Source organism: Chitinophaga dinghuensis, from assembly GCF_003259435.1.
Classification (GTDB): Bacteria; Bacteroidota; Bacteroidia; order Chitinophagales; family Chitinophagaceae; genus Chitinophaga; species Chitinophaga dinghuensis.
Map to the genome: position 1 here is coordinate 185,340 of NZ_QLMA01000006.1, position 22,883 is coordinate 208,222.

Below are 22,883 nucleotides of genomic sequence, written 5' to 3' on the forward strand. Positions count from 1 at the left end.
TTATTACTGACCAGGAAAGATGTCGGAATTGCGAGGGCTGGCTGTCTCCCAATATTTCCTGACTTTCCATAAATTCATGTAAAAGGGCACATGCGCTGCCAGTACCAATAAGATGGTAAAGGCCATAAAACCAAGTATGAAACTGAAAAGGAGCGCAATGGGTATAAATATGGTCAAACTGGCTATAGCCAGGCGGATGGCTAATTTATGCCCTAACAATAATAATAGATTCATCACAAAGAACAGTACTGCCGCCAACTGCACAGCGATGGCAATAAACAGCACATCATATGCTACAGGCCCACTATCGAGACTATCTTTGATCGTATTGAGGAGAAAAGATCCGGCGCCTGTAATACAAAGCATTCCGCCCAGCAGATCAAGGACATTGACCACCTTGGTAAACTGTGTGAGCAATTTTCTGCGGATAATCCGGGAGTCGTTAAAATGCGTGAAACCTTTACTGATATCAGCTTTGTGTTCGAATTGAGGGTCTGTCATAGAGATACGTTGAAATGATTATTTATTTCTTTCGCCACGACACTGCATCTTCCCATGCCTTCTTTAAAGGGAATATCTTGAAAAAGTAAAAAATATAGAAAACAATAGTTGCAAAAAAGAGGAACGGCATACTCTCAGTGACGACACAAAGTCCACCAAGGATAATTGTGGCAGTGAATAGTCCTGCCCACTGAAACCGTATGGCCCACTTCCATTCCAACAGCACCAGTAAATGCATCAGGAAGATGGATGATGCCAGCATAAAACCAAACCCAAGTGCAATATAAATCCCCAGCCGATAGCCTGCACCAAGTCCATGGCCATTGGCTGATAATGCACCACTGAGCCCTTCAAACAGCCCCCAAAAAACCACCATACCTATAAACAGTCCTATGGCCGACATAGTTATCAAATAACCTGGCAGGATGTGGAGACGCCTTGGCTTCGTGAATTCCTCAAAACCTTCGTCAAATACAGAGATTTCTTCTGATTCTATCATGCATTTAGGTATTATTAAAGATAAGTGTAGTTGAATTATTTGCTACTTTTTACTTTGTCCATGGTGGAAATAGCGCCTGATTCCCATTTTTTCTGAAGTGGAAGGAGCTGCACAAAGAAAATAATATAGACCAAGTAAATTATGATGGAGAAAAACGAAATAAAGCCTCGTGTGAAGTCGCATACCGCCAGGAATGCTAAAGCTATCAGTCCAATCCAGCTAAATCGAATAGCCCATTTTTTTTCAATTAATACAAACAGGTGCATCAGTGGAATTGGGAATATTTTTAAAAAGGTGGTGGTCCATAACACCAGGATTGTAAGCAAATCAAGATCTCCGCTTAGCGTCGCCTGTATTAATCCTGGAAGCGCCATCAGTGAGGTAAGAGTCAGGTACAGCCCCAAAAAGAGTCCGATCCAGCAAATGATCTGTACATTTAAAGGGAGTATACTCCAGCGTAGCGGTTTGATGGTTGATTCAAATGATGCGTCGAATAAGGTTGTTTCTTCAGTGTTCATAGATGACTAGATATAAAGTTAGTTTTTTGCTTTTTTGTTCCATCTTGTTATGGCTGCCATTTCCCATTTTTGGCGGACCTTAAAGAGTTGTATGAAATAGTGGATGTAAACGATATACATAGCCATGCTGATGAGGCCAAGGCTGGCTCCTTTTATTTCGGTATAAACTAATAGTACCACAGCGCCCAAACCGACCCAACAAAACCGAATGGCCCATTTCCATTCAAATATCAGTAACAGATGCATCAACAGTATGGGTAGAAGTTTCAGGATTACGGTGATCCATATGACAGCTATTACCATATTTTCAATCTGTCCCGTAGATCCCGTCTTTTGGAGTACATGTGGTATTTCTACCAATATGGCAATTAAATAGTACAAGCCAAACAGCAGTCCGAATAAGTTAATTAAATGAATATTGGAGGGGAGCAGATGCCAGCGTCTTTGTTGGGTGGTGGATTCAAATGATGTGTCGAATAAGGTTGTTTCTTCGGTGTTCATAGGGATAAAAAAATGTGACAAGCCAAATATAAAAAGCCTTGGGAAAAATTGTACTTCTTTTATTAATAATTCTCCTGTATCGGTTTATTATTCCGGGTCGTTCAAATGCAATGATTTGTTAATATTAGGTCCGAAACTTGTCTATATCTGATAGCTGTCTTAGATTGGTGGTTCAAATGAGTGTATCTACGTTGGTAAGAAAAGGGTTACTGATACTATTGCTGGTGCTGATGCGGTTTGTAGTCGCGGCACAACAGGTGCAAGTCAGCGGAACTGTCTACGAAAAGACGGCCACTATGGGCTTGTCTGGAGTGAGTGTGCACAGCAACTCCGGCGCAGGGGCCATTACGGATTCCATGGGCCGCTATAATATCAAAATTCCGGTAACGGATTCTCTCAGCTTTTCTTATCAAGGTAAGTCGACCCAAAAGTTTGCCGTGAAAGAAATTAATCTTACCCGGCCGTTCGACATGAAGCTGTTTGTGGAGATTAAAACCCTTGCCACAGTAGAAGTAAAGGCTAAACCTAAGTCTTACCAGTATGATTCTCTGGAAAACCGCCGTGAATACCGCAAGTATTTCGACTTTGAGCCGGAGTATATTACCAGCGGCAATGGAGGCGCGGGTATTAACCTTGATGCGCTCTTCAGTATAGGGAAGATCAAGCGTATGCAGCAGTTCCGCAAGTTCCTGCAACGGGATGAGCAGGAGAAATATGTGGACCATCGTTTCAATAAAGACCTGGTTCAGAAGATTACAGGACTGAAATCCCCGCTGCTGGAAAGCTTTATGGTAGAGTATCGGCCTACTTATGCCATGCTGATGAGCTTCGAAAATGAGTACGATTACCTCCGTTATATCAAAGAGATGGGCACTTATTATGAATCTGAAGTGCGTCGGGGCCATACGAATATCCCCGTTTTTAATCGTTAATCCATTATTTTAATTATAGCTACCTATAAGTTATATTCTTTTTCTGATTGGATGGCGACATCTAACTTTGTGTTATCAAAAGGAAAAAGAATATGAAAAAGATATTAATTATCAATGCTGGCCAGGAGTTTGAGCATTCCGGCGGCAAATTCAATAATACCATTACCGCAGTTACCAAGCAGTTCTTTGATACCAAAGAAGAATATGTAGCGCAAATTACTAATGTGACGGAGGAGTATGATCCGCAGGAAGAAGTGAAGAAGTTTGTTTGGGCGGATGTCATTATCTATCATACGCCCATTTGGTGGTTTTCAGTACCATTTGGTTTTAAGAAATACCTGGACGACGTATTTTCTGCCGGTCATAATACGGGTATCTATAAGAGCGATGGCCGTTCTTCGGCTAATCCAGATATCAATTATGGGACAGGAGGTATGTTGCATGGCAGGCAGTATATGCTCACCAGTAGTTGGAATGCGCCCGCGGCAGCGTTTACATTACCGGGAGAGTTTTTTGATCAGACCAGCGTAGATAAAGGAGTGATGTTTGGTTTCCATCGGATGAATGCATTCGCGGGACTTTCCCCACTGAAAAGTTATCATTTCCATGATGTAGAGAAGCATGTGCAGATAGAGAAACACGTGTCTGCCTATACACATCATTTGCAAGAAGTGTTTGCTACTGAAAATATTTTAGAGGAATCATTGCTTAATTAATCATACAAAGATGAAAATTTATTTAACCGCCATTATTAAAAGTAAGCCGGAATACCGGGAAGAAGTAAAAGCGCAGTTGTTGGAAATGGTGCAGCATAGCAGGAAAGAAGCGGCTTGTCTGCAATATGATCTGCATCAGGAAACCACAGATGAAAATATTTTCACCTTCCATGAAATTTGGGAGGATGCTGCCGGTCTCGAACTGCATAACAGTCAGCCTTACATCCAGGCATTTGGCGCTGTCGTTCCTGTGAAACTCCAGGAGCTACCAGCTATTTACAAGGGCAAGCTGTTGTAAAAGGGGCATGGACAGTGCCCCAATAAACAAAAAGTGCAGCGGAGCAAAGGGGAATATGTCCTTTGCTCCGCTGCATTTTTTATGAGAAAAAAATAGGTGTTGGTCTCAGTAATATCCCGTAATATTAAACGTTCTTACAAGAGAATTTTAATACTACCATGAAACATACCTTACGTTATTTTTTTAGTGGAATTGTTGGCTGTCTGTTATTACTTTCTTCTACAGCAACTGTCATGGCGCAATCGGCCGGTAAGGCGCCTGTCTCTGATATCACAGTTTCTATTTTGGAATGGGTGAAGCATTTAGAGAAGGGGTTGGACAAATATGCAACTGCTGAAAAAAGTGAAGAACTGAATGATAAATTCGGCAATCTGAGTAGAGAGCTTACGGATTATATGCAGTTCCGCAAACGGTTATCAGATAGTCTTTTCCGTCATAACATTGCGCCGGGAAAGAAAGATGAGGTAACGTTGGAAATAATGAAAGAGAAAATGTCTGGTATTATGCAGCGTATGCGGGATGTGACGGATCTGACCAATAACGATCTCCGTGCAGAAGGGGACCGGTTAAATGAGAAAATGTATAATATGCTATTTGGAGACCAGGTGGTTTATCTCTCCAACCTGGAGGCTTTTCTGGCAGGTTATGAAGTAACTAAAAAAGACCTGGCCATTGATGGTAGCGCCAATACAGGGCGATTGCAGGAAAGCGTTAATATCTTAACCACCATGCAGTCGCGCCTGAGAAGAAAATAGATCTTATTTCTTACGGTTCTGTTCTTCGACGTCTGCAACATCGTTTGCATCGATTCCGCCTTCTAATAATATTTTTCCGATGAAGGCACTTTTCCCTTCTACATAATCATCGATGTTATCTACCTGCGCGGCCAGCGTTAGTTTAAGGTGGCCGTACGCTTCGCGGAGTTGGGCATCTGCGCGCAGTGTATCCCGGACCAGCAGGTGATTACGCAGACTAACACTACCATCAATGACGCAATACAGATGATGTTTGGGGCGAGGCATTTGATCGCCGGTATCTGGTGTGAACGCAGATGTTATGCCGTAAGCATAACGGTCTTTTATGCCAAGATCCCCGCGGAATATATATCCCAACGATTCCAGTGCGCTGGTTACTACTGGCAGCTGTGCTGCCGATGGAATTATGATATCAATATCCAGTATAGGTTTGGCAGGCAGACCCGGAACCGCTGTACTGCCTACGTGCTCTATGCGTGGCAGAAGCGTTTGCAGGTGCTGGAGGTAAATTTCCTTCAGTAACTGGAATTGTTCCGCCCATTGGGGTTCGTAGGGAATGACTTCAATTTTTTCCATCCGGCAAAGATAATTAAATCGGCTCGCACGGGTTCCTAAATTGACCCCATTTTTTAATGCAAGGAGTTCATCAATAGTTACCCAATATTATTTTTTCATGGCATTAAAACGGATGTGTTATGAATGTTCTTGAGAAAAAAAATCGTTCACTTATTCGGTTTTATTCATTCGGGAAATGTAAAAAGGCGGCGCTGGATGGCGCCGCCTTTATTTTATAGCAGACTAATAGCTTTTAATTATCGAAAGCGTCGCAGCGTCTGTACATAATGAATTGCTTCATGCCACAGAAGATAGGCGGGGTTTTCCAGGTTTCTGCTACCGCAAGTACCGCCTGAATGCCTGCTTCCCAGGGTTCATTGTTCAGGTTACAGTCGAGTGTGACTTTGCCTCGACCATCCTTTGCAGCATAGATTTTCAGCCAGTTGAACTTCTGATTAGGGATGACTGCCTGGAGTGCCGTATTGATGGTTGCGCGAAGGTCATCGGTTGTTGGTTCTTCCTCCCAGGAGCCTTGTAGACCTAACTGACCAGGTTTCGGATGCCACAGAACGCCATTGTCGTCATGGAAGTCGAGTTCCGGATCATGCGTATCATTGAATCCGTCCAAAATTGGAGGCAGGATGGTACCTAAAAAGTTCAGAATACCTGATTCCATCCTTTCTTGTAGAGTAGTTCCTACGCCTACCAGGTATTCCACGATTCCATCCGGGAAGTATTCCGGGTGAGTAATCAGGTAGACTTGTTTCATCATATGGGGATGTAGTCCCTCTTTCACCACATCAGAGACAATGACTTCTACCTGCTGGTCCACCGTCAAACTAATGCGTTCGGGGTTAAATTCAACATGGTAATGCTGCTCCATTAATTTCTCCTTCAACAGCTGCGTCAGCTGCGCATAAACTGGCGTTTCCTCCTGGTGTTCCATTAGTTTCCTGAGTTTATCTATTTTTATAATATGTTGACGACTCAAGGTAAACAAAATAACGAGGATGCTAGCATATTTACCAGTTATCAGTTCTAAAGGGGCTGGCAGGTAAGCCGGTACCGTTGTAAAGGTTGGCATGTGCGGGGTTGTTGGCCCATGCATAGCGAACTGCTACCGGTTGCGGCACCTGTTCACTCCACACGGTGATGGTATTGCCGTTTATTTTCGCGTGTGCCGGATAGAATTTCTTATCCTGACCAGCGACGGCGAATTCCTGTAAGGCCGCGCCTTTGCAATGCAAACCTTTGCTGGTATGCGTAAAGCTGATAACCGCTTTATTTTCGTTTATACGTAACTGTTGGAACAGCGGACCGGAGGTTTCTACGCCTTTTTCATTATAAGCGAGGGACTGTGCGAGAAGGGACAAACGTTTGCCTACATCTAGTTTATTTAGTGGATGGATATCATTCCATTCGCCTATGTCGATGATGACCGCCATGCCTGTTTTGGGGACGCGTAAGGTCTTCAGTTGTGCCTCTCTTAGCCGGGCCCAGTTACTCTCTGTAGGGAAAGGTTTGCTTTCCATGTAATTGGCCAGCTGTACATAAAGGAAAGGGAAATCATTTTTCCATTGCCGGCGCCAGTCTTGTATTAAAGCTGGGAAGATCTCCTGGTAAGGCGTAGGATTATTCGCATTGGCCTCTCCTTGGTACCAGATAACGCCTTTAATGGCATATGGCAGCATGGGGGTAATCATACCCTGAAAGAGTCCTGCTGGTGGCTCGTAATAAGGTTTGATAGCAGCAATGGGTTCCTGTATAGCACCAACCCGAAATTGCCACTCTCCATCCAGCCGAACAGTGTCTGCCCCTGAAAATAGATAGTAGGGTTTGTCTTTATAAAATCCGCCTTCGCCGCTGTAATTAATAACTCTTACGACTATACTATTTTTCCCTTCACGTAGAATGCCTGCTGGAACGGGGTATTTTCTGGGGGGATACTGATAACCGGTAGTGCCGATGAAATGCCCATTGATATAGACAGAGTCTCTGTCTACAATATTTCCCAGCCAGAGTTGAGCGTCTTTTTCGGCCATATTTTTACTGACAACGATTTCCTTTCTGTACCAGCGAACGCCATGATCATTATCATTGGTTTGATCTGCCCAAAATCCGGGAACGCTTATCTGACGCCAGTTTTCGGAATTGTAATTTTCGGCGTACCAGGGTTGAGTATCATGCAAACCTTTGTCGTTCTGCCATAATCTTGTATACCATGCGGTGTTAATGGTGTTTTCTCTGGCTTTTAGACTATCAGTATAGGTGGTTCGTTCATAATTGCGGAGGATAGGATCATATTGAGGGAACTGTTTCAAAGCCTCTTTACTCAGCCATGCTTCCGCCGTGGAACCGCCTACCGCGGCTCTGATCAGGCCAATGGGGACATGATAGCGCTCATATAATTCTTTGGCGAAAAAGTATCCTACTGCGCTAAAAGATAATACTGTAGCAGGGGAGGCGCTTGTCCAGGCACCTGTTTCATAATCATTCGCGGCATGTGTCCAGATGGCCCGGGAAGCAACGCTGAACTGGCGGATGTAGGGGTTTTCCGCATGACTTATCACCTCCGGGTATTTGTCTTTTAATCGTTGCATGGAGAGCTCCATATTGGATTGTCCGCTACAGACCCATACATCTCCGAATAAAATATTTTTTACACTAACGTGATTGGATGCACGAAGATCTAGTTCATAAGGTCCGCCGGCGGCCATGGGTGGGAGGGTGAATGACCAGGTGCTGTCGTTCCCGGTGAGGGCGGCGTATTTTTTATGATGAAAAGTGGCCTGTATTTTTTCACCGGGACTGGCCCAGCCCCAGATGCGTACAGGACTGTTGCGTTGCAATATCATATTATCGCTGACTAGTCGGGGTAGTCGAATCTGTGCGTGGAGGGAGTATCCACAGGCAATCAGCAGGCAAAGGCAGAATGTTTTCATAACGTGGAATTTTAGCAATAAGGTCAGAATCCGATGGAGTTCCCGCCATCAACGGGAAGAATTACACCGGTGATATAGGCGGCGCTATCGGATGCGAGGAACAGGGCTGCATCGGCAATATTTTCGGGCTTTCCCATGTGTCCCATGGGAGTGCGACTCAGTGCTTTTTGTTTGCGTTCGGGATCGCTGTTAAGGGCGGTGGCAGTCATGGCCGTTTCAATGAAACCCGGAGCGATGGCGTTGATGCGGATACCTTGTCCGGAGAGTTCTACTGCCATGGCTCTTGTCATGCCGTCGATAGCGCTTTTGCTGGCGCTGTAGGCAATTACCCGGGGCATGCCGTACTGGGCCGCCATTGACGATATATGGATGATACAGCCGGATTTCCGCAATTGCATTTGTTTAATGACTTCTCGTGAAAGTACAAATACGGCAATCAGGTTGGTATGAATGATTTGCTGGAAATCCTCATCTGTAGTGGTGATAAAATCTTTTTTCATATTGATCCCGGCATTGTTCACGAGTATATCTATTTGGCCATGGGTGGTCATGATATTGTTGATTAATGCAGGAATACTGCTCAGATCACTGAGATCGTGTACTATGGGATAGCATAATGTTCCCAGTTCCTGACGGGCTTTTTCCAGTTTATCGTTGTCGCGGCCAATGATGATGGTATGTATTCCCTGACCGACGTATTTGGCTGCTATGGCGAGTCCTATGCCAGATCCCCCTCCTGTAACAATCGCTACTTGTTTGTTTGCTTGAAGCATATCTTCCTGATTTATATTTTTCTAGTTTCCGGGTGCATATGGAAAATGCAGTTGCTGATAGTATTGTAATGAATGCGCAGGCTGTTCCATTCCTACGGGAATGGCTAAACGGGAAATGGTACTGAAATAAGACAGGCATGCATCCCGCCACCAGACGGCCTCTTGCTCTTGTAACGCCAGTAATTGGCTTACCTGGTGAAACTGTTCCTGATTAATGTATTGTTTGATATTGTTCCATTGTTGCTGCATGTGGCGGACACCCATTACGCCTTCGTTGTATTTAAAACACAGTTCCTGCCAGAGTGTTCTGCCGCTGTGCATGCGGTGTTGCCAGCTGACATGGTGAAACCACAGGAGGAATTTGTCTTCACATTTGTTACTATCAGCATACAGTTGCTGTACGGCTGGCTGATATTGCAGTAGTGCTCCGGAGCCGGTAGCGGTGCGGTCGAACCCAATCCCATTGCTATCGGCACGGTGATAATACACGGGGTCCCAGTCGGCCCGTGGCGCATGATTACTCCATGGTGCGGGGCCATAATGATGGCCGTTGCCCATGATATGATGTAATCCCAGGGGTGTCATATAGTTGACCAGTGTTTCGCGGGAACCCATCATCATGGAGAGAATGGTATCTGTGGCCTGATTGCAGCCGAAGGTTTGCTGAATCCATTCTTTGCCGATGTTTTCGCTGCTGAGGGAATGATCCCATGCGAGTCGCCCGAATGCATACCAGTTGGCCTGTCCGAAGGGGTGGCCTGTCCAGTTGCGTTCATTACCGATGTTGGAAACGCCGGCGATGGCGGTGAGTTGATGGTGGAGGAGACTACCATCCGCAATGGCAGCCACAGTACTGTGTGGTCCATTGGAATAGGTATCTGACTGTAGTACTTCCCGGAATAATGGTGACATATATACGAGATGTGTGCCTTGGCCGAGGTATTCCTGTGTTAGCTGGAATTCAGGCAGCAGTGGGGTTTTCGGCATCGCCCCGAGTAACGGTGAGAATGGTTCTCTGGGTTGGAAATCAATTGGACCATTTTTCACCTGTACCATTACATTGGAGTGGAAGCTGCCATCCAGTGGCGTAAATTCCTCATAGGCTTGTTTAAAGCGATCGGTGGCTTTTGGATCATAGACAAAAGCCCGCCACATGACAATGCCGCCGTATGGCGCGAGGGCATCTGCGAGGAGATTAGCGCCATCTGCGTGGGTACGGTGATAAGATTGTGGGCCGGGTTGGCCTTCACTGTTGGCTTTCACGAGGAATCCGCCAAAGTCGGGTATCAGTTGATAAATTTCTTTTGCTTTTTGCTGCCACCAGGCTCGGACGCTATCGTTGAGCGGATCGGCGGTGGAGAGATGGCCTATTTCTATAGGAGCGCTGAAACGGGCGCTGAGGAATACTTTAATACCGTAGGGGCGGAGCGTATTGGCGATAGCCGCTACTTTGAGAAGCCATTCTGACGTGAGTACTGTGGCGTTGGCGTTGACGTTATTGAGGACAGTCCCATTGATGCCAATAGATGCATTGAAGCGGGCATAGTCGATATAACGTTGATCAATATACGAAGGCAGCGTATGCCAATTCCAGATGGAGATGCCAGCATAGCCTCTCTCCACGTATCTGTTCAGGTTATCCCAGTGGTTGAGTAGTCGGAGTTTGATTTTGGGAGACGACCATTCCTTTAGCTGTAGTATGTTTTGTTGGGTCTGTATTTTACGTAGTAATGCGAAGACGCCATAGAGAACGCCTATATCATCTTTGGCGGTGATGAGGGTGATTTGTTTCCCATTGGCGGTGGTGGATAGCAGCAGGTACCCGGTGGAGTCCAGTTGCTGTACTTCTTTTATTGCAATTGATTTCAGTGCTGAAGGCAATGAAGACAGTGGGCTGGCAATGAGGGCGCCGTTGCGGAGGGTCTTGATTTCCGGAATGGGCGACTGCAACATGGCTGGGAGTGCGGTGTTGAGTTCTTCCCTGGCGGCACGGAGGGTAGGGCTGTTACCATATATAATGATGCCGGTAATTTGCCGGCGGTATTGCTGGAGCAGGGTGGAAGTGGGTATGGGCGCGTATCTGAGCCACATTTTATACCCATCTTCTGCCAGGGCTGCATGGACGCAAACGAGGAATAATATTAATAGCTTAGTCTTTTTCATAACGTTGGAGGTTGCGCTAAACTATCTAAAAATACAATCGGTTGCGTAAATTTCGTAATTTTTTTTACCGGGAGGGGATATTTTTCTGGGAGGAGTCGCGTACGATCAGCTCTGAGCGGAGGACGATTGTATTTGTATCCGTGATGCTGGTTTCGCCGTTGAGGTGACTGGCGAGGGTATTTACGGCAGCTTGTCCCATGTTGTAGCCAGGATAGTTGACGGTGGTGAGATTGGGTTCAATCACTTTGCTGATAGGGTCGTTGTTGAAGCCGGCGAAGGCGATATCCTTGGGGATGGAGAGGCCGGCTTGTTTGAGGGCAATCATGCAATATACGGCGGCGGTATCGTTGGCGCTGAAAACGGCGTCAGGTCTTTCCTTGTGTTTGAGTTGAAGGATATGAGCGGCTGTGGAGGCGCCGAAATCTTCGGAGAGGTTGCCGGTAAGAACCAGTTTCTCATCGAATGCAATTTTATGGTCGCGGAGGGCTTGCTTATAGCCGCGTAAACGTTCGGAATATACGTTTAAGGCCATGTTGCCACCGAGGTGCATAATGCGTTTGCAGCCTTGTTCTATCAGATGTTGGGTCACCTGGTAGGCGGCGGCGTGGTTATCAATAATAATGCTGGTGCTTTCCGGATGAACGGCCACGCGGTCAAAGAAGATGACAGGTATTTTTCTGCTGAAGAAATCGTCGAAGTGGCGGATACTTTCGGTGCCGTATGCGAGGGAAACGAGCAGCCCATCCACTCTTTTGTTGAACATTGTTTGGGCGTTATCCATCTCTTTATCGGCCCGTTCGAGCGACTGTGCAATAATCAGGTTGTAGCCTTCTCTGCTGGCAGCGTTCTCCATGCCGGCAAGTACAGACGACATGAAGTTACTATTCAGGCGCGGTACTATCACCCCCAGTGTTTGAGTGCGTTTGCTACGGAGGCTACTGGCAAATGTATTGCTGCGGTATCCCAGTTGCCTGGCAGCTTCGGCTATTTTCCGTCGTGTTTTGATATTGATGGTAGGATGATCTTTCAGGCCGCGACTAACAGTAGTGGCGGAGATATTCAGATGTCTCGCAATATCGTATATCGTTACTTCTTTTTCTTCTGACATAATGCTTTTAGGTTTCCCTGTACAAATAAAAGAATAATAATTTTGCTAAAAAAATACAATCGGTTGTATTTTTTAAAAAAAGACACTTATATTCGTTCTGTGAAAAAGACGGTGTAGCGATTCCACGAATAACATTTTAAGAGGGTTCCACGAATAATACGTTATGAATAACGCTGCCAACAATCGCCCTTATGCCGGTTTTTCAGGCTTTATGCCCCTGTTGTTGCATTGCTGTACCCCTATACGCAGCAGCACCAAATGGACAGGCGGCATCTATTGCCTGTTTTCTCAGCCAGCCGGAAATCCTTTGGTTACCATTTTTCGGGATCAGTTTCCCGAGAATAAGCACTGTATTGTATCCTGTTGCGACTTGCAACCATTTTTACCATAGAAAAGACAGTAATTCGGGTTTAATACAACCGATTTCATTTTATCAATCAAATTGTAGAAAATGCTTACCCTTAATTATCAATGCTGTAAAGGCAGCGGATGGTGTAAATACCTGCTATTGGTATTGCTCTTATGCCAGTTGTTGCTACCCTCGCCGGGATATGCGCAGGACCGGCTCCTGAAAGGAAAAGTACTCGATGAGCATGGGGGCCCAGTCATCGGTGCTTCCATACAGATCAAGGGTACATCTGTTGGTACCGTTACTTCGCCAGACGGTACCTTCTCTATTCAGGTACGTAATAATAATGTGCTGGTAGTATCCAGCATGGGCTTCTCCGAAAAAGAAATGCAGGTCGCCACACAACAAGACCTAATCGTGCATCTTGCACCTGCGGCCAGAGACATGAGTGAAGTAGTGGTAATTGGATATGGTACGCAGAAAAGGAAAGATGTAACGGGCGCAGTGGTCTCTGTTTCTGAAACAGCCCTGAAAGAAGTGCCTTCCGCGAACCTTCAGCAAGCCCTCCAGGGGAAAGCTGCCGGCCTTGAAATACAGCGTGCTGGCACAACTCCCGGCGCTGGCGCTGTGATCAGGATTCGCGGTACCAGGTCTATTACAGGTCAGAATGAACCTCTTTTTGTAGTGGATGGTATTCCCTTCGAAGGATCGCTCAATGACCTTAACCCAGATGATATTGCCTCTATCGATATCCTGAAAGATGCTTCCTCTACTGCTATCTATGGGTCCAGAGGCGCCAACGGTATCATTATGGTCACCACCAAACGAGGTAAATCCGGCGAAACCCGCGTTTCCTACAATGGTTATCATGGTACCAGCACCGTTGCCAATAAGTACCCCGTTTTTAACGCGGCAGAATATCAGGCCATGCGTAATATTTCTCCTTGGGGGCAGGGATATCAGCCGGAAGAAAAAGCATATATCGCCAGTGGAAAGAGCACCGACTGGCAGGATCTGATGTACCGTAATGGGTATCGGACCGATCATAATATCAGCGTTTCCGGTGGCAACAACGGAAATACTTTTAGTCTGGGTGGCGGCTACTACCAGGAGGCCGCAGTATTACCCGGACAGGATTTTACACGTTATAGCGTGCGCGCAACCATCGACACCCGCGTGGGTCGGAAAGTAAAAGTAGGGGTTACTACCCTCAATCAATTAGGGATTACACATGGCACTCAGTTCGTATCGGGAAATACCATGTTCCCTATCCTGGCAATGAGTCCGCTGGAGGCGCCGTATGACAGTGCCGGCAACATTCGTCCAAAGCCGAATGGTAATATCGATGATAACAATGCGCCGCAGTACAGCCCCCTTTTGCTGAAAAGGAATAACAACAACTGGGTGGATAAGCAACGTCGGCTTACGACGAACAACAGTATGTATGCGGAATATGAAATTATCGACGGTCTGAAATACCGCGCTAACCTGGGTCTCAGCTATCGCACTGCGGAAAATGACCAGTTCCAGAGTGCAGACGCTCCTGGTAATCCCAGCTATTTCCGTGGTGGCAAAGGCAATACTGCCTATGTCTACAACGATGAGTCATGGGGCTATACATTGGAAAACCTCCTCTTTTATGAAAAAACATTTGCGAAGAAACACCATCTGAACTTCACAGGATTGTATAGCGTACAGGAAAATCATATGCATTATACTTCCGTGAGGAAAGACTCTATCACAGAAGACTTCGTACAGTTCTACAACCTCGCTCAATCCAATGCTACACCAGCTCCTGTTGTTGCCGGTAATGAGAGCTCCTGGGCGCTGTTATCTTATATGGCACGTATCAACTATGCTTTCGATGAAAGATATATGTTGACTTTAACTGCTCGTATGGATGGTTCCAGTCGCCTCGGACCAGGTAATAAATGGCATAAATACCCTGCCATTTCCGCGGGTTGGAATATCAGCAAAGAAACCTTCATGCAACAGTTTACCTGGTTAAATAACCTGAAACTGCGAGCAGGATGGGGACAGACTTCCAATCAGGCAGTAGGGCCTTATTCTTCGCTGGGTCTTGTTACCAATAATAACTATCTCGCGGCGCCTGGAGATGTGATCCGCTATAACTTCGGACCTACCATTGTTACGGGTTATCAGGTAGTGTCTTTGCCCAATCCGGGACTGGAATGGGAGTATACGAAAACCACTAATCTGGGTATCGACTTCAGCGTATTGAATAACCGGCTTTCCGGTACAGCGGAATATTATAATGCCAGAACCAATAAGATCCTCTATGGCGTAACGCTGCCGCCAACTTCAGGGGTGGCAGGAAGTTATGTAACCAATGTGGGCGAGATGGAAAATAAAGGGGTGGAGTTGAGTTTGTCTTCTGTAAACGTGCGTTCCAAAAGTGGCTTCACCTGGACTACGGACCTGAATCTCTTTGTAAACAAAAATAAAATTCTCCGACTCAGCAATGGCGTTACGCAGGATGTGGCCAATCAATTATTTGTTGGCTATTCCATGAGTGCCATTTATGATTATAAAAAAATAGGAATCTGGCAACTCAATGAAGCAGAAGCGGCTGCCAGGTATGGCGCTGTACCGGGGCAGATCAAGCTGGAAGATCATTCCGGGCCTAATGGAAAACCCGATGGCGTCATCAATGAACTCTATGATCGTTATGTTATCGGCGATATGGATGCCAAATTGCAGGGTGGACTTACCAACCGGTTCTCCTATAAAGGATTTGATATGAGCTTTGTGCTGTATGCACGTTTCGGTGGATTATTAGTGAGTCAGATCCATCAGCCGGTAGCCTCTTACCTGACCGTAATGGATGGTAAAAGAAATGGCCTTAAAGTGGATTACTGGACGCCTACCAATGCCAGCAACTGGTTCCCTATGCCGCAAACCTCTATCAGTACGATCAGTACAGCCTGGACTACCCTCGGGTATTATGATGCCACTTTCCTGAAAATAAGAAGTATTAACCTGGGATATAATTTCAGCAATAACCTTTTAAGGAGATGGAAGGCCCAACAACTTCGTTTATACTTCACCGTTGACAACGTGGCAACGCTGTTTTCTCCTTACTTCAAACAGACAGGCATTGATCCGGAAGGCACAGGCGTGGGTAATCAGGGGGTAGGTAATCCTGGTAATATCAGGAACAATAATAACGGAAACGGTACCATTACCATTGGCGCAGGAACGTCACCAGCAAGAACATTCACGGTCGGTACCAACGTATCCTTTTAACAGGTCAAATCAGAAAGAAGATGAAAATTGTACATAAACTTTGTCTTATCGCTGCAGGAACTGCGTTATTTATTACCAGTGCCTGTAATAAAAAGCTGGAGGAGCATCCTTATACGGTCTTCTCTGTGGAATACTTCAAGACTCCTGCAGGGTTCCGCAATGCAGTATATGCCCTTTATTCCGGCATGCGTTATAATTATGGTCCCGAAGGAGCCGTAGGTATTGCGGTAGATGGTACGGATGAATTTACGTATGCCTCCGAGCCCCGCAATGGTTCTGGCGGAACGGCTGATTATCTGACGCTGGGCAACTATTCCCTGGATTTCGCCAATGGCGCGATACAAACTCCCTGGAACCGCAACTATTCCAATATCAATCTGGCCAATGCAGTTGTGCAATTTGCTCCGGTGGTAAACATACCGGACGCTGAAAAGGCAGTGGTGGTAGGAGAGGCCCGGTTTCTGCGTGCCTTATACTATATGCTGCTGGTACAGCAGTTTGGCGCGGTGCCTACAGATCTGGGCAGCGGAGATCTGAAATTCAATCAAACGGCTTACCAGGGTTTTAATCGTTTACCTGTCGCTGATGTACTGGTAAAAGATTATAATGTCATTATTGATGATCTGACATATGCCAGTCAGAATCTGCCAGACCAGCGTCCTACGGGGGCATTCCGCCTTTCGAAAGCGGCTGCTTTTCATCTGTTGGCAAAAGCGTATATCCATCGAGGTTACTCTGCTGCCAAACAGCCGGGCGATTTCACCAAAGCATATGCTGCCGCCACAGAGGTGATCAATAATCAATCGAAATATGGAGTGGCATTGCAACAGAATTATGCAGATGTGCACAAACCGGGTAATGATTACAATAGTGAGATTCTTTATTCGGTAGAGCGTATTCCGGGAAACAATAATGCCAATGAAGTAGGTAACCCAACTGGCATTGGCGGTACCAAAGGGATTGATGCCAATAATGATTTTGTGGGAGACTACACTTCGGTAAAAGCGCCACTGGCCAGTTCATCCACGCAGCCGGTAGCCACGCGTACAGTAACGTATGGCCGTCCTATCCGTCGTTTCTGCCCAACGCCATGGCTGTATAATGTAGCTTTTGCAGATAAGTATAACGACAGTAGATATGAGGGTACTTTCCGGACGGTGTATATCGCCTCCGTAACCGGCGGCGGCTTCACTGCCAGCACCGATACGGCCTTTATATTAGCTAAAACCAATAGGGAGGCAGATTCGCTGAATGGTATACTCCCGGCAGGACCGCGATTAAAACCTTATCGGGTGATTGCGCCCAGAGAATTCTATATGATTGGCGGTTCTATTGACCCTGCGGTAACGGCGAATATGTATCCTAGTCTGAGTAAATACGAAGACCCCGCGAAACTGGCCGCCAATGATGAAGGAGGCCGTCCTTTCGTGGTGAGTAAGCTTTCTGAAGTATACTTACTGGCAGCGGAAGCGGCTATACAGGACAATCATCCGGCTGATGCGGTCACATTGATCAATGTGTTGAAGTTAAGGGCCGCTTATCGTCCCGGACTGTCGTCTGCCGAAATCACCAACCGCTATAATGTCATCAAAGTAAATGATCCTGCGGATGTAACGCTGGACTTCATTTTGGATGAGCGTACCCGCGAATTATGTGGGGAAAGTATGCGTTGGCCGGATCTGGCAGTGCGTGGTAAACTGGTGCAACGTGTGCAGCAGTTTAATCCGGATGGCGCCAATATCAAGGCTTTCCATGTGCTGCGTCCTATCCCGAAAGGTCAGTTGGATGCTGTGGCCGACAATAACAAAGCGCAGTATCAGAATCCCGGTTATTAATCTCATTTCTGACAGTTAAAAACGAACATATATGCCTGGCATATCCAGAATATTTTCCTTGTTACTCCTGGCAGCGGCGGGCAGCCTGATGGCTTGCAGCAAGCATCCTGAAATAGGTATTATGTCTACCGGCAATTTCGCTGATACTTCCGGCGTATTGAAAACGGCAGCCGATTTTCCTATAGGCGTTGCCGTTAATAACGGCCCATTGCAGGAAGCGCCCTTCCTGGCCATTACGCAACGGGATTTCAGCTCCGTTACCTTCGGCTATGAAATGAAGCACGGCGCCGTAGTACAGAACGATGGTAGTCTGAATTTCAATACCGTGGATGCGATGCTGGCCAAGTTAGGCAATATCACCGTTTTCGGACATACCTTATGCTGGCATTCCAATCAGAATGCGACTTATCTGAAAAATTATGCTGGTATCATTGTGCCGGCGGCCACGGAACTGGCTACCAATCCAGGTTTTGAATCCGGTCTGAACAACTGGAGCATTTTCAATACTAACGGCGCCACCATCACCGCTACCAATGTGGCTACAGAGGTACATAGTGGCAGCGGAGCTATGAAAGTAGTCAACCCCACAGCCAATCCTGGTAATCAATGGAAGGTACAGGTTTCCAGTGCGGCATTTGCCACTACGCCCGGGAAGTCTTATGTGATTTCTTATTGGGTGAAAGCCGCGAACGCAGGCGGTTCTATTCGTCTTTCTTCCGGACCTACCGCAGCGCAGTATCAAGGAGATCAGACGATTGGTACCACCTGGCAACAGGTAAGCTGGAACATAACTGCATCGCTGGCATCTACCACCTTCCTCTTCGATATGGGACAGGCGGCCAACACGTACTATATTGATGACGTAAGTGTGAAGGAGGCTGTCGTAGCGCCCGGACAGGATCAGATCGGCGCAAAACTAGATGCGGCGCTGAATGATTTCATAACGAAAATGGTTACACGTTATAAAGACCGGGTGCATGCCTGGGATGTTTACAACGAGCCCTTCTCCGATAATCCGGTAGCATTGCGCAGTAATGTGAATACCGATATCAGTCCCACAGACGTACTGGTATGGTCTAATTACATGGGGCGTGATGCGGCTTATAAAGCTTTCAAATATGCGGCAGCAGCAGATCCTTCCGCCGATTTGTATATCAACGATTATAACCTGGAATCCAATCAGGCAAAGCTGGATTCGTTGCTGGCCTTCGTAAAAGAGTTGAAAGCGCGGGGATGTAAAGTAGATGGCATTGGTACGCAGATGCATATTTCGAGAACGACCAATCTGGGAGGTATAGATATCATGATGCGCAAGCTGGCCGCCAGTGGCCTGAAGATCCGTATTTCTGAGCTGGATGTAAAAACGGTGGCGGGAAGTGCCGCCGGACAACCAACGGCGCAATTACTGGCATACCAGGCGGTAGCATTTAAATATGCAGTGGCAAGTTATGTCAAGTATATCCCTAAAGCACAGCAGGCCGGTATTACCATCTGGGGTATTAACGACCGGAATAGCTGGCTGTATAAAAACGGGACCGAATTTCCTTTGTTATATGATAATGATTATCACAAGAAACCCGCTTATGGTGCGGTAATACAGGCATTACAAGGAAAATAGTATAATCATGAACGTTAGACTGATTTTAATATGTACGGCACTGTCGGTAACAGGCAGTGCCGTTGCCCAGCAGGTACCTTATAAAAACAGAAAGCTATCGCCGGAAGTACGCGCCAGAGATTTGCTTGCCAGGATGACATTGGAAGAGAAGGTAATGCAGACGCAATGTCTGTGGGCACAGAAATCCACTATTCTGAATGCCGCAGGCGATGAGTTTGATGAAGTCAAGGCTGCCAATGTATTGAAAAACGGGATGGGAGAACTGGCACGCCTGAACGAAAAAGGTGGTCCGAATAGTCATGGCCGGCATCCAAAAGAGCAAGCTGCGCTGTATAACAAGATACAGCGTTATTTCATAGAGAAAACGCGTTTAGGCATTCCCGTTATGGTGCATGAAGAATCGTTGCATGGGCAGGAAACACAGGATGCTACCAATTTCCCTGTGCCAATGGCACTGGCCAGTTCCTGGAATGAAAAGCTGCTGACGGATGTGTTTAGCAGCGTGGCCGCAGAAGTGCGTGCGCGAGGAGGGCAACAGGTATTAGCGCCGGTGGTGGATATTACGAGAGATCCGCGCTGGGGCCGTACGGAAGAAACGCTGGGAGAGGACCCTTACCTGGTATCGCGTCTTTCTGTGGCCGAAGTGAAAGCATATCAGGGCGAGGGGATGTATCTGGCTAAGAACAAAGTGGCGGCTACGCTTAAGCATTTTGGAATACATGGTCAGAGTGAAGGAGGCTTGAATGTATCCCCCAGTAATATTGATGAACGTACCGCCAGGGAAGTCTTTTTTCAGCCGTTTGAAGCATGTATCAGAGAGGCGGCGCCCATGAATGTAATGGCTTGCTATAATGAGGTTTTTGGGATTCCTGCGCATATCAATACCTTCCTGCTGAAGGATGTGCTGAGAAAGGAATGGAATTTCAAAGGAGTGATTGTTTCTGATTACTATGCCGTAAGAGACCTGCAAACATTGCACAAAATTACACCCTCGTTGGATGAGGCTGGCGAGCTGGCTATGAATGCAGGGATAGACCTGGAAACGCCTGATCCGGATGGATTTAAAAATCTGGCAGCAGCGGTAAAGCAGGGGCGTGTATCCATGACCGTATTAGATGCCGCTGTGACCCGTATACTGATCAATAAATTCAGAACAGGATTATTTGATGACCCGTATGTAGACCCCGCCATCGCGGATACGTTGGTGGGTAGCGCAACCCAGCGCGCAGTTGCTTATCAGGCCGCCGCAGAAGGTATGGTGCTCCTGAAAAATGAGCATGAATTTTTGCCATTGGATAAGAACAAAGTTAAAACAATAGCCTTTATAGGGCCTAATGCAGATAAGTGTTTGCTGGGCGGTTACTCGGGGATTCCCCGTCAGACCGCTTCTCCGCTACAGGCGCTGAAAGAGAGATATGGTAATACTATGAATATCCTCTATGCAGAAGGCGTTACCCTCACAGACATTAATAACTGGAACGCAGATACGATTAACCTGGCATCGAAAGATCAGATTAAACAACGTATAGCCGAGGCCGTTGAAGTGGCCCGTAAAGCGGATGTAGTGGTGCTCTTTGTAGGAGGAAATGAGAGCATGAGCAGGGAAGGCTGGGGTACCAATCATCTTGGCGATCTGCCGACATTAGACCTGTTAAATGAACAGACCGCGCTCATTCGTGCGATAGCAGCCGTTGGAAAGCCCACCTGTGCCTTTGTGAACAGCGGTCCTCCATTAAGTATCGGGGAATTGACGAACACATTACCCGCCGTTATGCAATGCTGGTATCTGGGCCAGGAAGGCGGTTATGCCATGGTGGATGCCCTGTTTGGAATAGTGAATCCTAGTGGTAAGTTGCCGATCTCTTTTCCACGTAGTGCGGGACATATTCCGGCTTACTATGATTACAAACCCTCTGCCAGAAGAGGCTATAACCTTGGATTTGACGTATCTCCACTGTTTGCATTCGGGCATGGACTCAGTTATACCAGCTTCACTTACGGACCACCGGTATTATCTAAAGCATCGATACATGCAGGAGACAAGGTAACGGTAACGGTGGAGGTGAAGAACAGTGGTAAACTGCGGGGCGGGGAAGTAGTACAGCTTTATGTGCGAGATGATTATTCTTCTGTGCCACGGCCGGTGAAAGAGCTGAAGGGCTTCCGCAAAATATGGCTGGAGCCTGGAGCATCGCAGCAGGTACAGTTTGAATTGGATAAAGAAGCGCTGTCTTTCTATAATAAGGACATGAAAAGAACATTGGAACCAGGCACATTCACCATCATGACGGGCGGCGCTTCCGATAATACGCAGTCGGTGATTTTGACTGTACAGTAAAATTAAAATATGCGAGGATTAATACAGACGATGCGTTGGTTTGGGCCAACCGATCCGGTAACGCTGCATTTTTTACGGCAAGCAGGCTGTGAAGGCGTGGTGACGGCATTGCATCATATTCCGCCAGGAGAGATATGGACTATAACGGAGATTAATAAACGAAAAGAGATGATTACAGCGGCGGGCATGAGTTGGGCTGTGGTAGAGAGTTTGCCAGTCAGCGAAGATATTAAGCGAAGATCGGGGAACTGGCAGCAGCATATCGCCCATTATATAGAGAGTATGCGTAATCTGGCTGCTTGTGGCATTGATGTAATCACCTACAACTTTATGCCGGTGCTGGATTGGGTACGAACGGATATTCACTGGACATTGGAAAATGGCAGCAGAGCATTGCGTTTTGAAAGACTGGCCTTTATTGTTTTTGATGTTTTTCTCTTGCGCAGGCCTGGAGCAGATGGGGATTATCAGCCGGATGATATTACGGCAGCAGTGAGATTATTACAGCAAATGACAACAGAGAACAGGGAGACACTGTTTAAAAATGCCATGCTGGGTTTGCCCGGCACCGATGGGCATTTCACGCGGCAGCAAATACTATCAGCGCTTGATACCTATGAAGGAATAGATGCAAATGCGCTAAGGCAGCATCTCCTGTTATTCCTGCAAGCAATTATTCCAACAGCGGAAGAGTTGGGTATCCGGATGGCCATTCATCCGGATGATCCACCTTTTCCTGTCCTGGGCTTGCCAAGAGTAGTGAGTACGGCCGAGGATCTTCAATTGATACTGGATGCAGTTCCCGCAACAGCGAACGGGCTTTGTTTTTGTACGGGCTCTTTAGGTGTGCTGGCCGGACCGGAACTACCGGATATGGTTAAACGTTTTGGGCCTCGTATTCATTTTCTCCATCTGCGGAATGTGCAATCGGATCATAGTGGTAACTTTTATGAATCGGATCATCTGCAAGGCAATACAGATATGTATGCTGTGATGCGTGAGGTAGTTCTGTTGATGCAGCGGGAAAATCGTCGTATACCCATGCGTCCGGATCATGGTCATCAGATGTTGGATGACCTGGGTAAGAAGACTTATCCTGGCTATTCTGCCATCGGGCGACTAAAAGGACTGGCTGAATTGAGAGGATTAGAAGCGGGCATCGCCGGAAAATGATCGCTTTTTCATTTGCGTGAGAATCATTAATTTAGACAACAG

Annotated in this window: 19 protein-coding genes; 9 read left to right on the plus strand and 10 right to left on the minus strand. The window is 46.6% G+C overall.

The genetic code is table 11. The features are described 5' to 3' along the window. Positions 1–3 precede the first annotated feature (3 nt). Genes CLV59_RS18380 through CLV59_RS18395 form a run of 4 tightly spaced genes read right to left on the minus strand, consistent with a single transcriptional unit; the run spans position 4 to position 2,019 of the window. Entirely contained in the window at positions 4–501 is a 498-nt protein-coding gene (locus tag CLV59_RS18380) for a hypothetical protein (protein ID WP_111593539.1), read from the minus strand. Between the two features lie 22 nt (positions 502–523). Beyond that, positions 524–1,000: a hypothetical protein gene (locus CLV59_RS18385; protein ID WP_111593540.1), complete on the minus strand. Its 477-nt coding sequence runs from the start codon at positions 998–1,000 to the stop codon at positions 524–526. Positions 1,001–1,035: 35 nt separating this feature from the next. Beyond that, a complete protein-coding gene (locus CLV59_RS18390; protein ID WP_111593541.1) occupies positions 1,036–1,518 on the minus strand; it encodes a hypothetical protein in 483 nt (160 codons plus the stop codon). A gap of 18 nt (positions 1,519–1,536) precedes the next feature. Continuing rightward, a complete protein-coding gene (locus tag CLV59_RS18395) occupies positions 1,537–2,019 on the minus strand; it encodes a hypothetical protein (protein WP_111593542.1) in 483 nt (160 codons plus the stop codon). A 176-nt stretch (positions 2,020–2,195) separates the two neighbouring features. Between CLV59_RS18395 and CLV59_RS18400 the strand changes: the two genes are divergently transcribed. From CLV59_RS18400 to CLV59_RS18415, 4 genes are all read left to right on the plus strand, one after another. Further along, positions 2,196–2,951, plus strand: a complete 756-nt coding sequence (locus tag CLV59_RS18400) for a carboxypeptidase-like regulatory domain-containing protein (protein ID WP_146616239.1) — start codon at positions 2,196–2,198, stop codon at positions 2,949–2,951. Between the two features lie 92 nt (positions 2,952–3,043). Continuing rightward, the gene (locus CLV59_RS18405) at positions 3,044–3,667 is read left to right on the plus strand and encodes an NAD(P)H-dependent oxidoreductase (RefSeq protein WP_111593544.1); all 624 of its coding nucleotides are present in this window, start codon (positions 3,044–3,046) and stop codon (positions 3,665–3,667) included. A 10-nt stretch (positions 3,668–3,677) separates the two neighbouring features. After that, positions 3,678–3,965, plus strand: coding sequence for a putative quinol monooxygenase (locus CLV59_RS18410; RefSeq protein ID WP_111593545.1), 288 nt, complete (start codon positions 3,678–3,680; stop codon positions 3,963–3,965). 158 nt (positions 3,966–4,123) lie between these two features. Continuing rightward, entirely contained in the window at positions 4,124–4,720 is a 597-nt protein-coding gene (locus CLV59_RS18415; RefSeq protein WP_111593546.1) for a hypothetical protein, read from the plus strand. 3 nt (positions 4,721–4,723) lie between these two features. On the opposite strand, the gene CLV59_RS18420 is transcribed toward CLV59_RS18415, so the two are convergent. The 6 genes from CLV59_RS18420 to CLV59_RS18445 form a co-directional block, all read right to left on the minus strand. Next, positions 4,724–5,296, minus strand: a complete 573-nt coding sequence (locus CLV59_RS18420; protein WP_111593547.1) for a GrpB family protein — start codon at positions 5,294–5,296, stop codon at positions 4,724–4,726. A gap of 232 nt (positions 5,297–5,528) precedes the next feature. Further along, positions 5,529–6,221: a DUF6348 family protein gene (locus CLV59_RS18425; RefSeq protein ID WP_146616240.1), complete on the minus strand. Its 693-nt coding sequence runs from the start codon at positions 6,219–6,221 to the stop codon at positions 5,529–5,531. A gap of 76 nt (positions 6,222–6,297) precedes the next feature. Further along, positions 6,298–8,217, minus strand: coding sequence for a sialate O-acetylesterase (locus tag CLV59_RS18430; RefSeq protein WP_111593549.1), 1,920 nt, complete (start codon positions 8,215–8,217; stop codon positions 6,298–6,300). A 23-nt stretch (positions 8,218–8,240) separates the two neighbouring features. Continuing rightward, the gene (locus tag CLV59_RS18435; RefSeq protein ID WP_111593550.1) at positions 8,241–8,990 is read right to left on the minus strand and encodes an SDR family NAD(P)-dependent oxidoreductase; all 750 of its coding nucleotides are present in this window, start codon (positions 8,988–8,990) and stop codon (positions 8,241–8,243) included. Positions 8,991–9,011: 21 nt separating this feature from the next. Beyond that, a complete protein-coding gene (locus CLV59_RS18440; protein WP_111593551.1) occupies positions 9,012–11,153 on the minus strand; it encodes an alpha-glucuronidase family glycosyl hydrolase in 2,142 nt (713 codons plus the stop codon). A 64-nt stretch (positions 11,154–11,217) separates the two neighbouring features. After that, entirely contained in the window at positions 11,218–12,261 is a 1,044-nt protein-coding gene (locus tag CLV59_RS18445) for a LacI family DNA-binding transcriptional regulator (RefSeq protein ID WP_111593552.1), read from the minus strand. Positions 12,262–12,712: 451 nt separating this feature from the next. Between CLV59_RS18445 and CLV59_RS18450 the strand changes: the two genes are divergently transcribed. Genes CLV59_RS18450 through uxuA form a run of 5 tightly spaced genes read left to right on the plus strand, consistent with a single transcriptional unit; the run spans position 12,713 to position 22,841 of the window. Further along, complete coding sequence (locus CLV59_RS18450; protein WP_111593553.1) at positions 12,713–15,877, plus strand: SusC/RagA family TonB-linked outer membrane protein; 3,165 nt, start codon at positions 12,713–12,715, stop codon at positions 15,875–15,877. Positions 15,878–15,897: 20 nt separating this feature from the next. Beyond that, on the plus strand, positions 15,898–17,712 hold the full coding sequence (locus tag CLV59_RS18455) for a RagB/SusD family nutrient uptake outer membrane protein (protein WP_111593554.1): 1,815 nt from the start codon (positions 15,898–15,900) through the stop codon (positions 17,710–17,712). Positions 17,713–17,743: 31 nt separating this feature from the next. Next, positions 17,744–19,330: an endo-1,4-beta-xylanase gene (locus CLV59_RS18460; RefSeq protein ID WP_111593555.1), complete on the plus strand. Its 1,587-nt coding sequence runs from the start codon at positions 17,744–17,746 to the stop codon at positions 19,328–19,330. Positions 19,331–19,337: 7 nt separating this feature from the next. Continuing rightward, on the plus strand, positions 19,338–21,668 hold the full coding sequence (locus CLV59_RS18465) for a glycoside hydrolase family 3 N-terminal domain-containing protein (RefSeq protein WP_111593556.1): 2,331 nt from the start codon (positions 19,338–19,340) through the stop codon (positions 21,666–21,668). A 9-nt stretch (positions 21,669–21,677) separates the two neighbouring features. Continuing rightward, positions 21,678–22,841 carry a mannonate dehydratase gene (gene uxuA, locus CLV59_RS18470; protein ID WP_211323961.1) on the plus strand — a complete coding sequence of 388 codons (1,164 nt, stop codon included), beginning with the start codon at positions 21,678–21,680 and terminating at the stop codon, positions 22,839–22,841. Positions 22,842–22,883: the final 42 nt, after the last annotated feature.

Coding starts and splice junctions, on each gene's coding strand:
- CLV59_RS18460 (WP_111593555.1), top strand. CDS start 17,744: ATGCCTGGCATATCCAGAATATTTTCCTTGTTACTCCTGGCAGCGGCG.
- CLV59_RS18385 (WP_111593540.1), bottom strand. CDS start 1,000: ATGATAGAATCAGAAGAAATCTCTGTATTTGACGAAGGTTTTGAGGAA.
- CLV59_RS18445 (WP_111593552.1), bottom strand. CDS start 12,261: ATGTCAGAAGAAAAAGAAGTAACGATATACGATATTGCGAGACATCTG.
- CLV59_RS18415 (WP_111593546.1), top strand. CDS start 4,124: ATGAAACATACCTTACGTTATTTTTTTAGTGGAATTGTTGGCTGTCTG.
- CLV59_RS18380 (WP_111593539.1), bottom strand. CDS start 501: ATGACAGACCCTCAATTCGAACACAAAGCTGATATCAGTAAAGGTTTC.
- CLV59_RS18440 (WP_111593551.1), bottom strand. CDS start 11,153: ATGAAAAAGACTAAGCTATTAATATTATTCCTCGTTTGCGTCCATGCA.
- uxuA (WP_211323961.1), top strand. CDS start 21,678: ATGCGAGGATTAATACAGACGATGCGTTGGTTTGGGCCAACCGATCCG.
- CLV59_RS18430 (WP_111593549.1), bottom strand. CDS start 8,217: ATGAAAACATTCTGCCTTTGCCTGCTGATTGCCTGTGGATACTCCCTC.
- CLV59_RS18435 (WP_111593550.1), bottom strand. CDS start 8,990: ATGCTTCAAGCAAACAAACAAGTAGCGATTGTTACAGGAGGGGGATCT.
- CLV59_RS18390 (WP_111593541.1), bottom strand. CDS start 1,518: ATGAACACTGAAGAAACAACCTTATTCGACGCATCATTTGAATCAACC.
- CLV59_RS18400 (WP_146616239.1), top strand. CDS start 2,196: ATGAGTGTATCTACGTTGGTAAGAAAAGGGTTACTGATACTATTGCTG.
- CLV59_RS18455 (WP_111593554.1), top strand. CDS start 15,898: ATGAAAATTGTACATAAACTTTGTCTTATCGCTGCAGGAACTGCGTTA.
- CLV59_RS18465 (WP_111593556.1), top strand. CDS start 19,338: ATGAACGTTAGACTGATTTTAATATGTACGGCACTGTCGGTAACAGGC.
- CLV59_RS18425 (WP_146616240.1), bottom strand. CDS start 6,221: ATGGAACACCAGGAGGAAACGCCAGTTTATGCGCAGCTGACGCAGCTG.
- CLV59_RS18420 (WP_111593547.1), bottom strand. CDS start 5,296: ATGGAAAAAATTGAAGTCATTCCCTACGAACCCCAATGGGCGGAACAA.
- CLV59_RS18395 (WP_111593542.1), bottom strand. CDS start 2,019: ATGAACACCGAAGAAACAACCTTATTCGACACATCATTTGAATCCACC.
- CLV59_RS18450 (WP_111593553.1), top strand. CDS start 12,713: ATGCTTACCCTTAATTATCAATGCTGTAAAGGCAGCGGATGGTGTAAA.
- CLV59_RS18405 (WP_111593544.1), top strand. CDS start 3,044: ATGAAAAAGATATTAATTATCAATGCTGGCCAGGAGTTTGAGCATTCC.
- CLV59_RS18410 (WP_111593545.1), top strand. CDS start 3,678: ATGAAAATTTATTTAACCGCCATTATTAAAAGTAAGCCGGAATACCGG.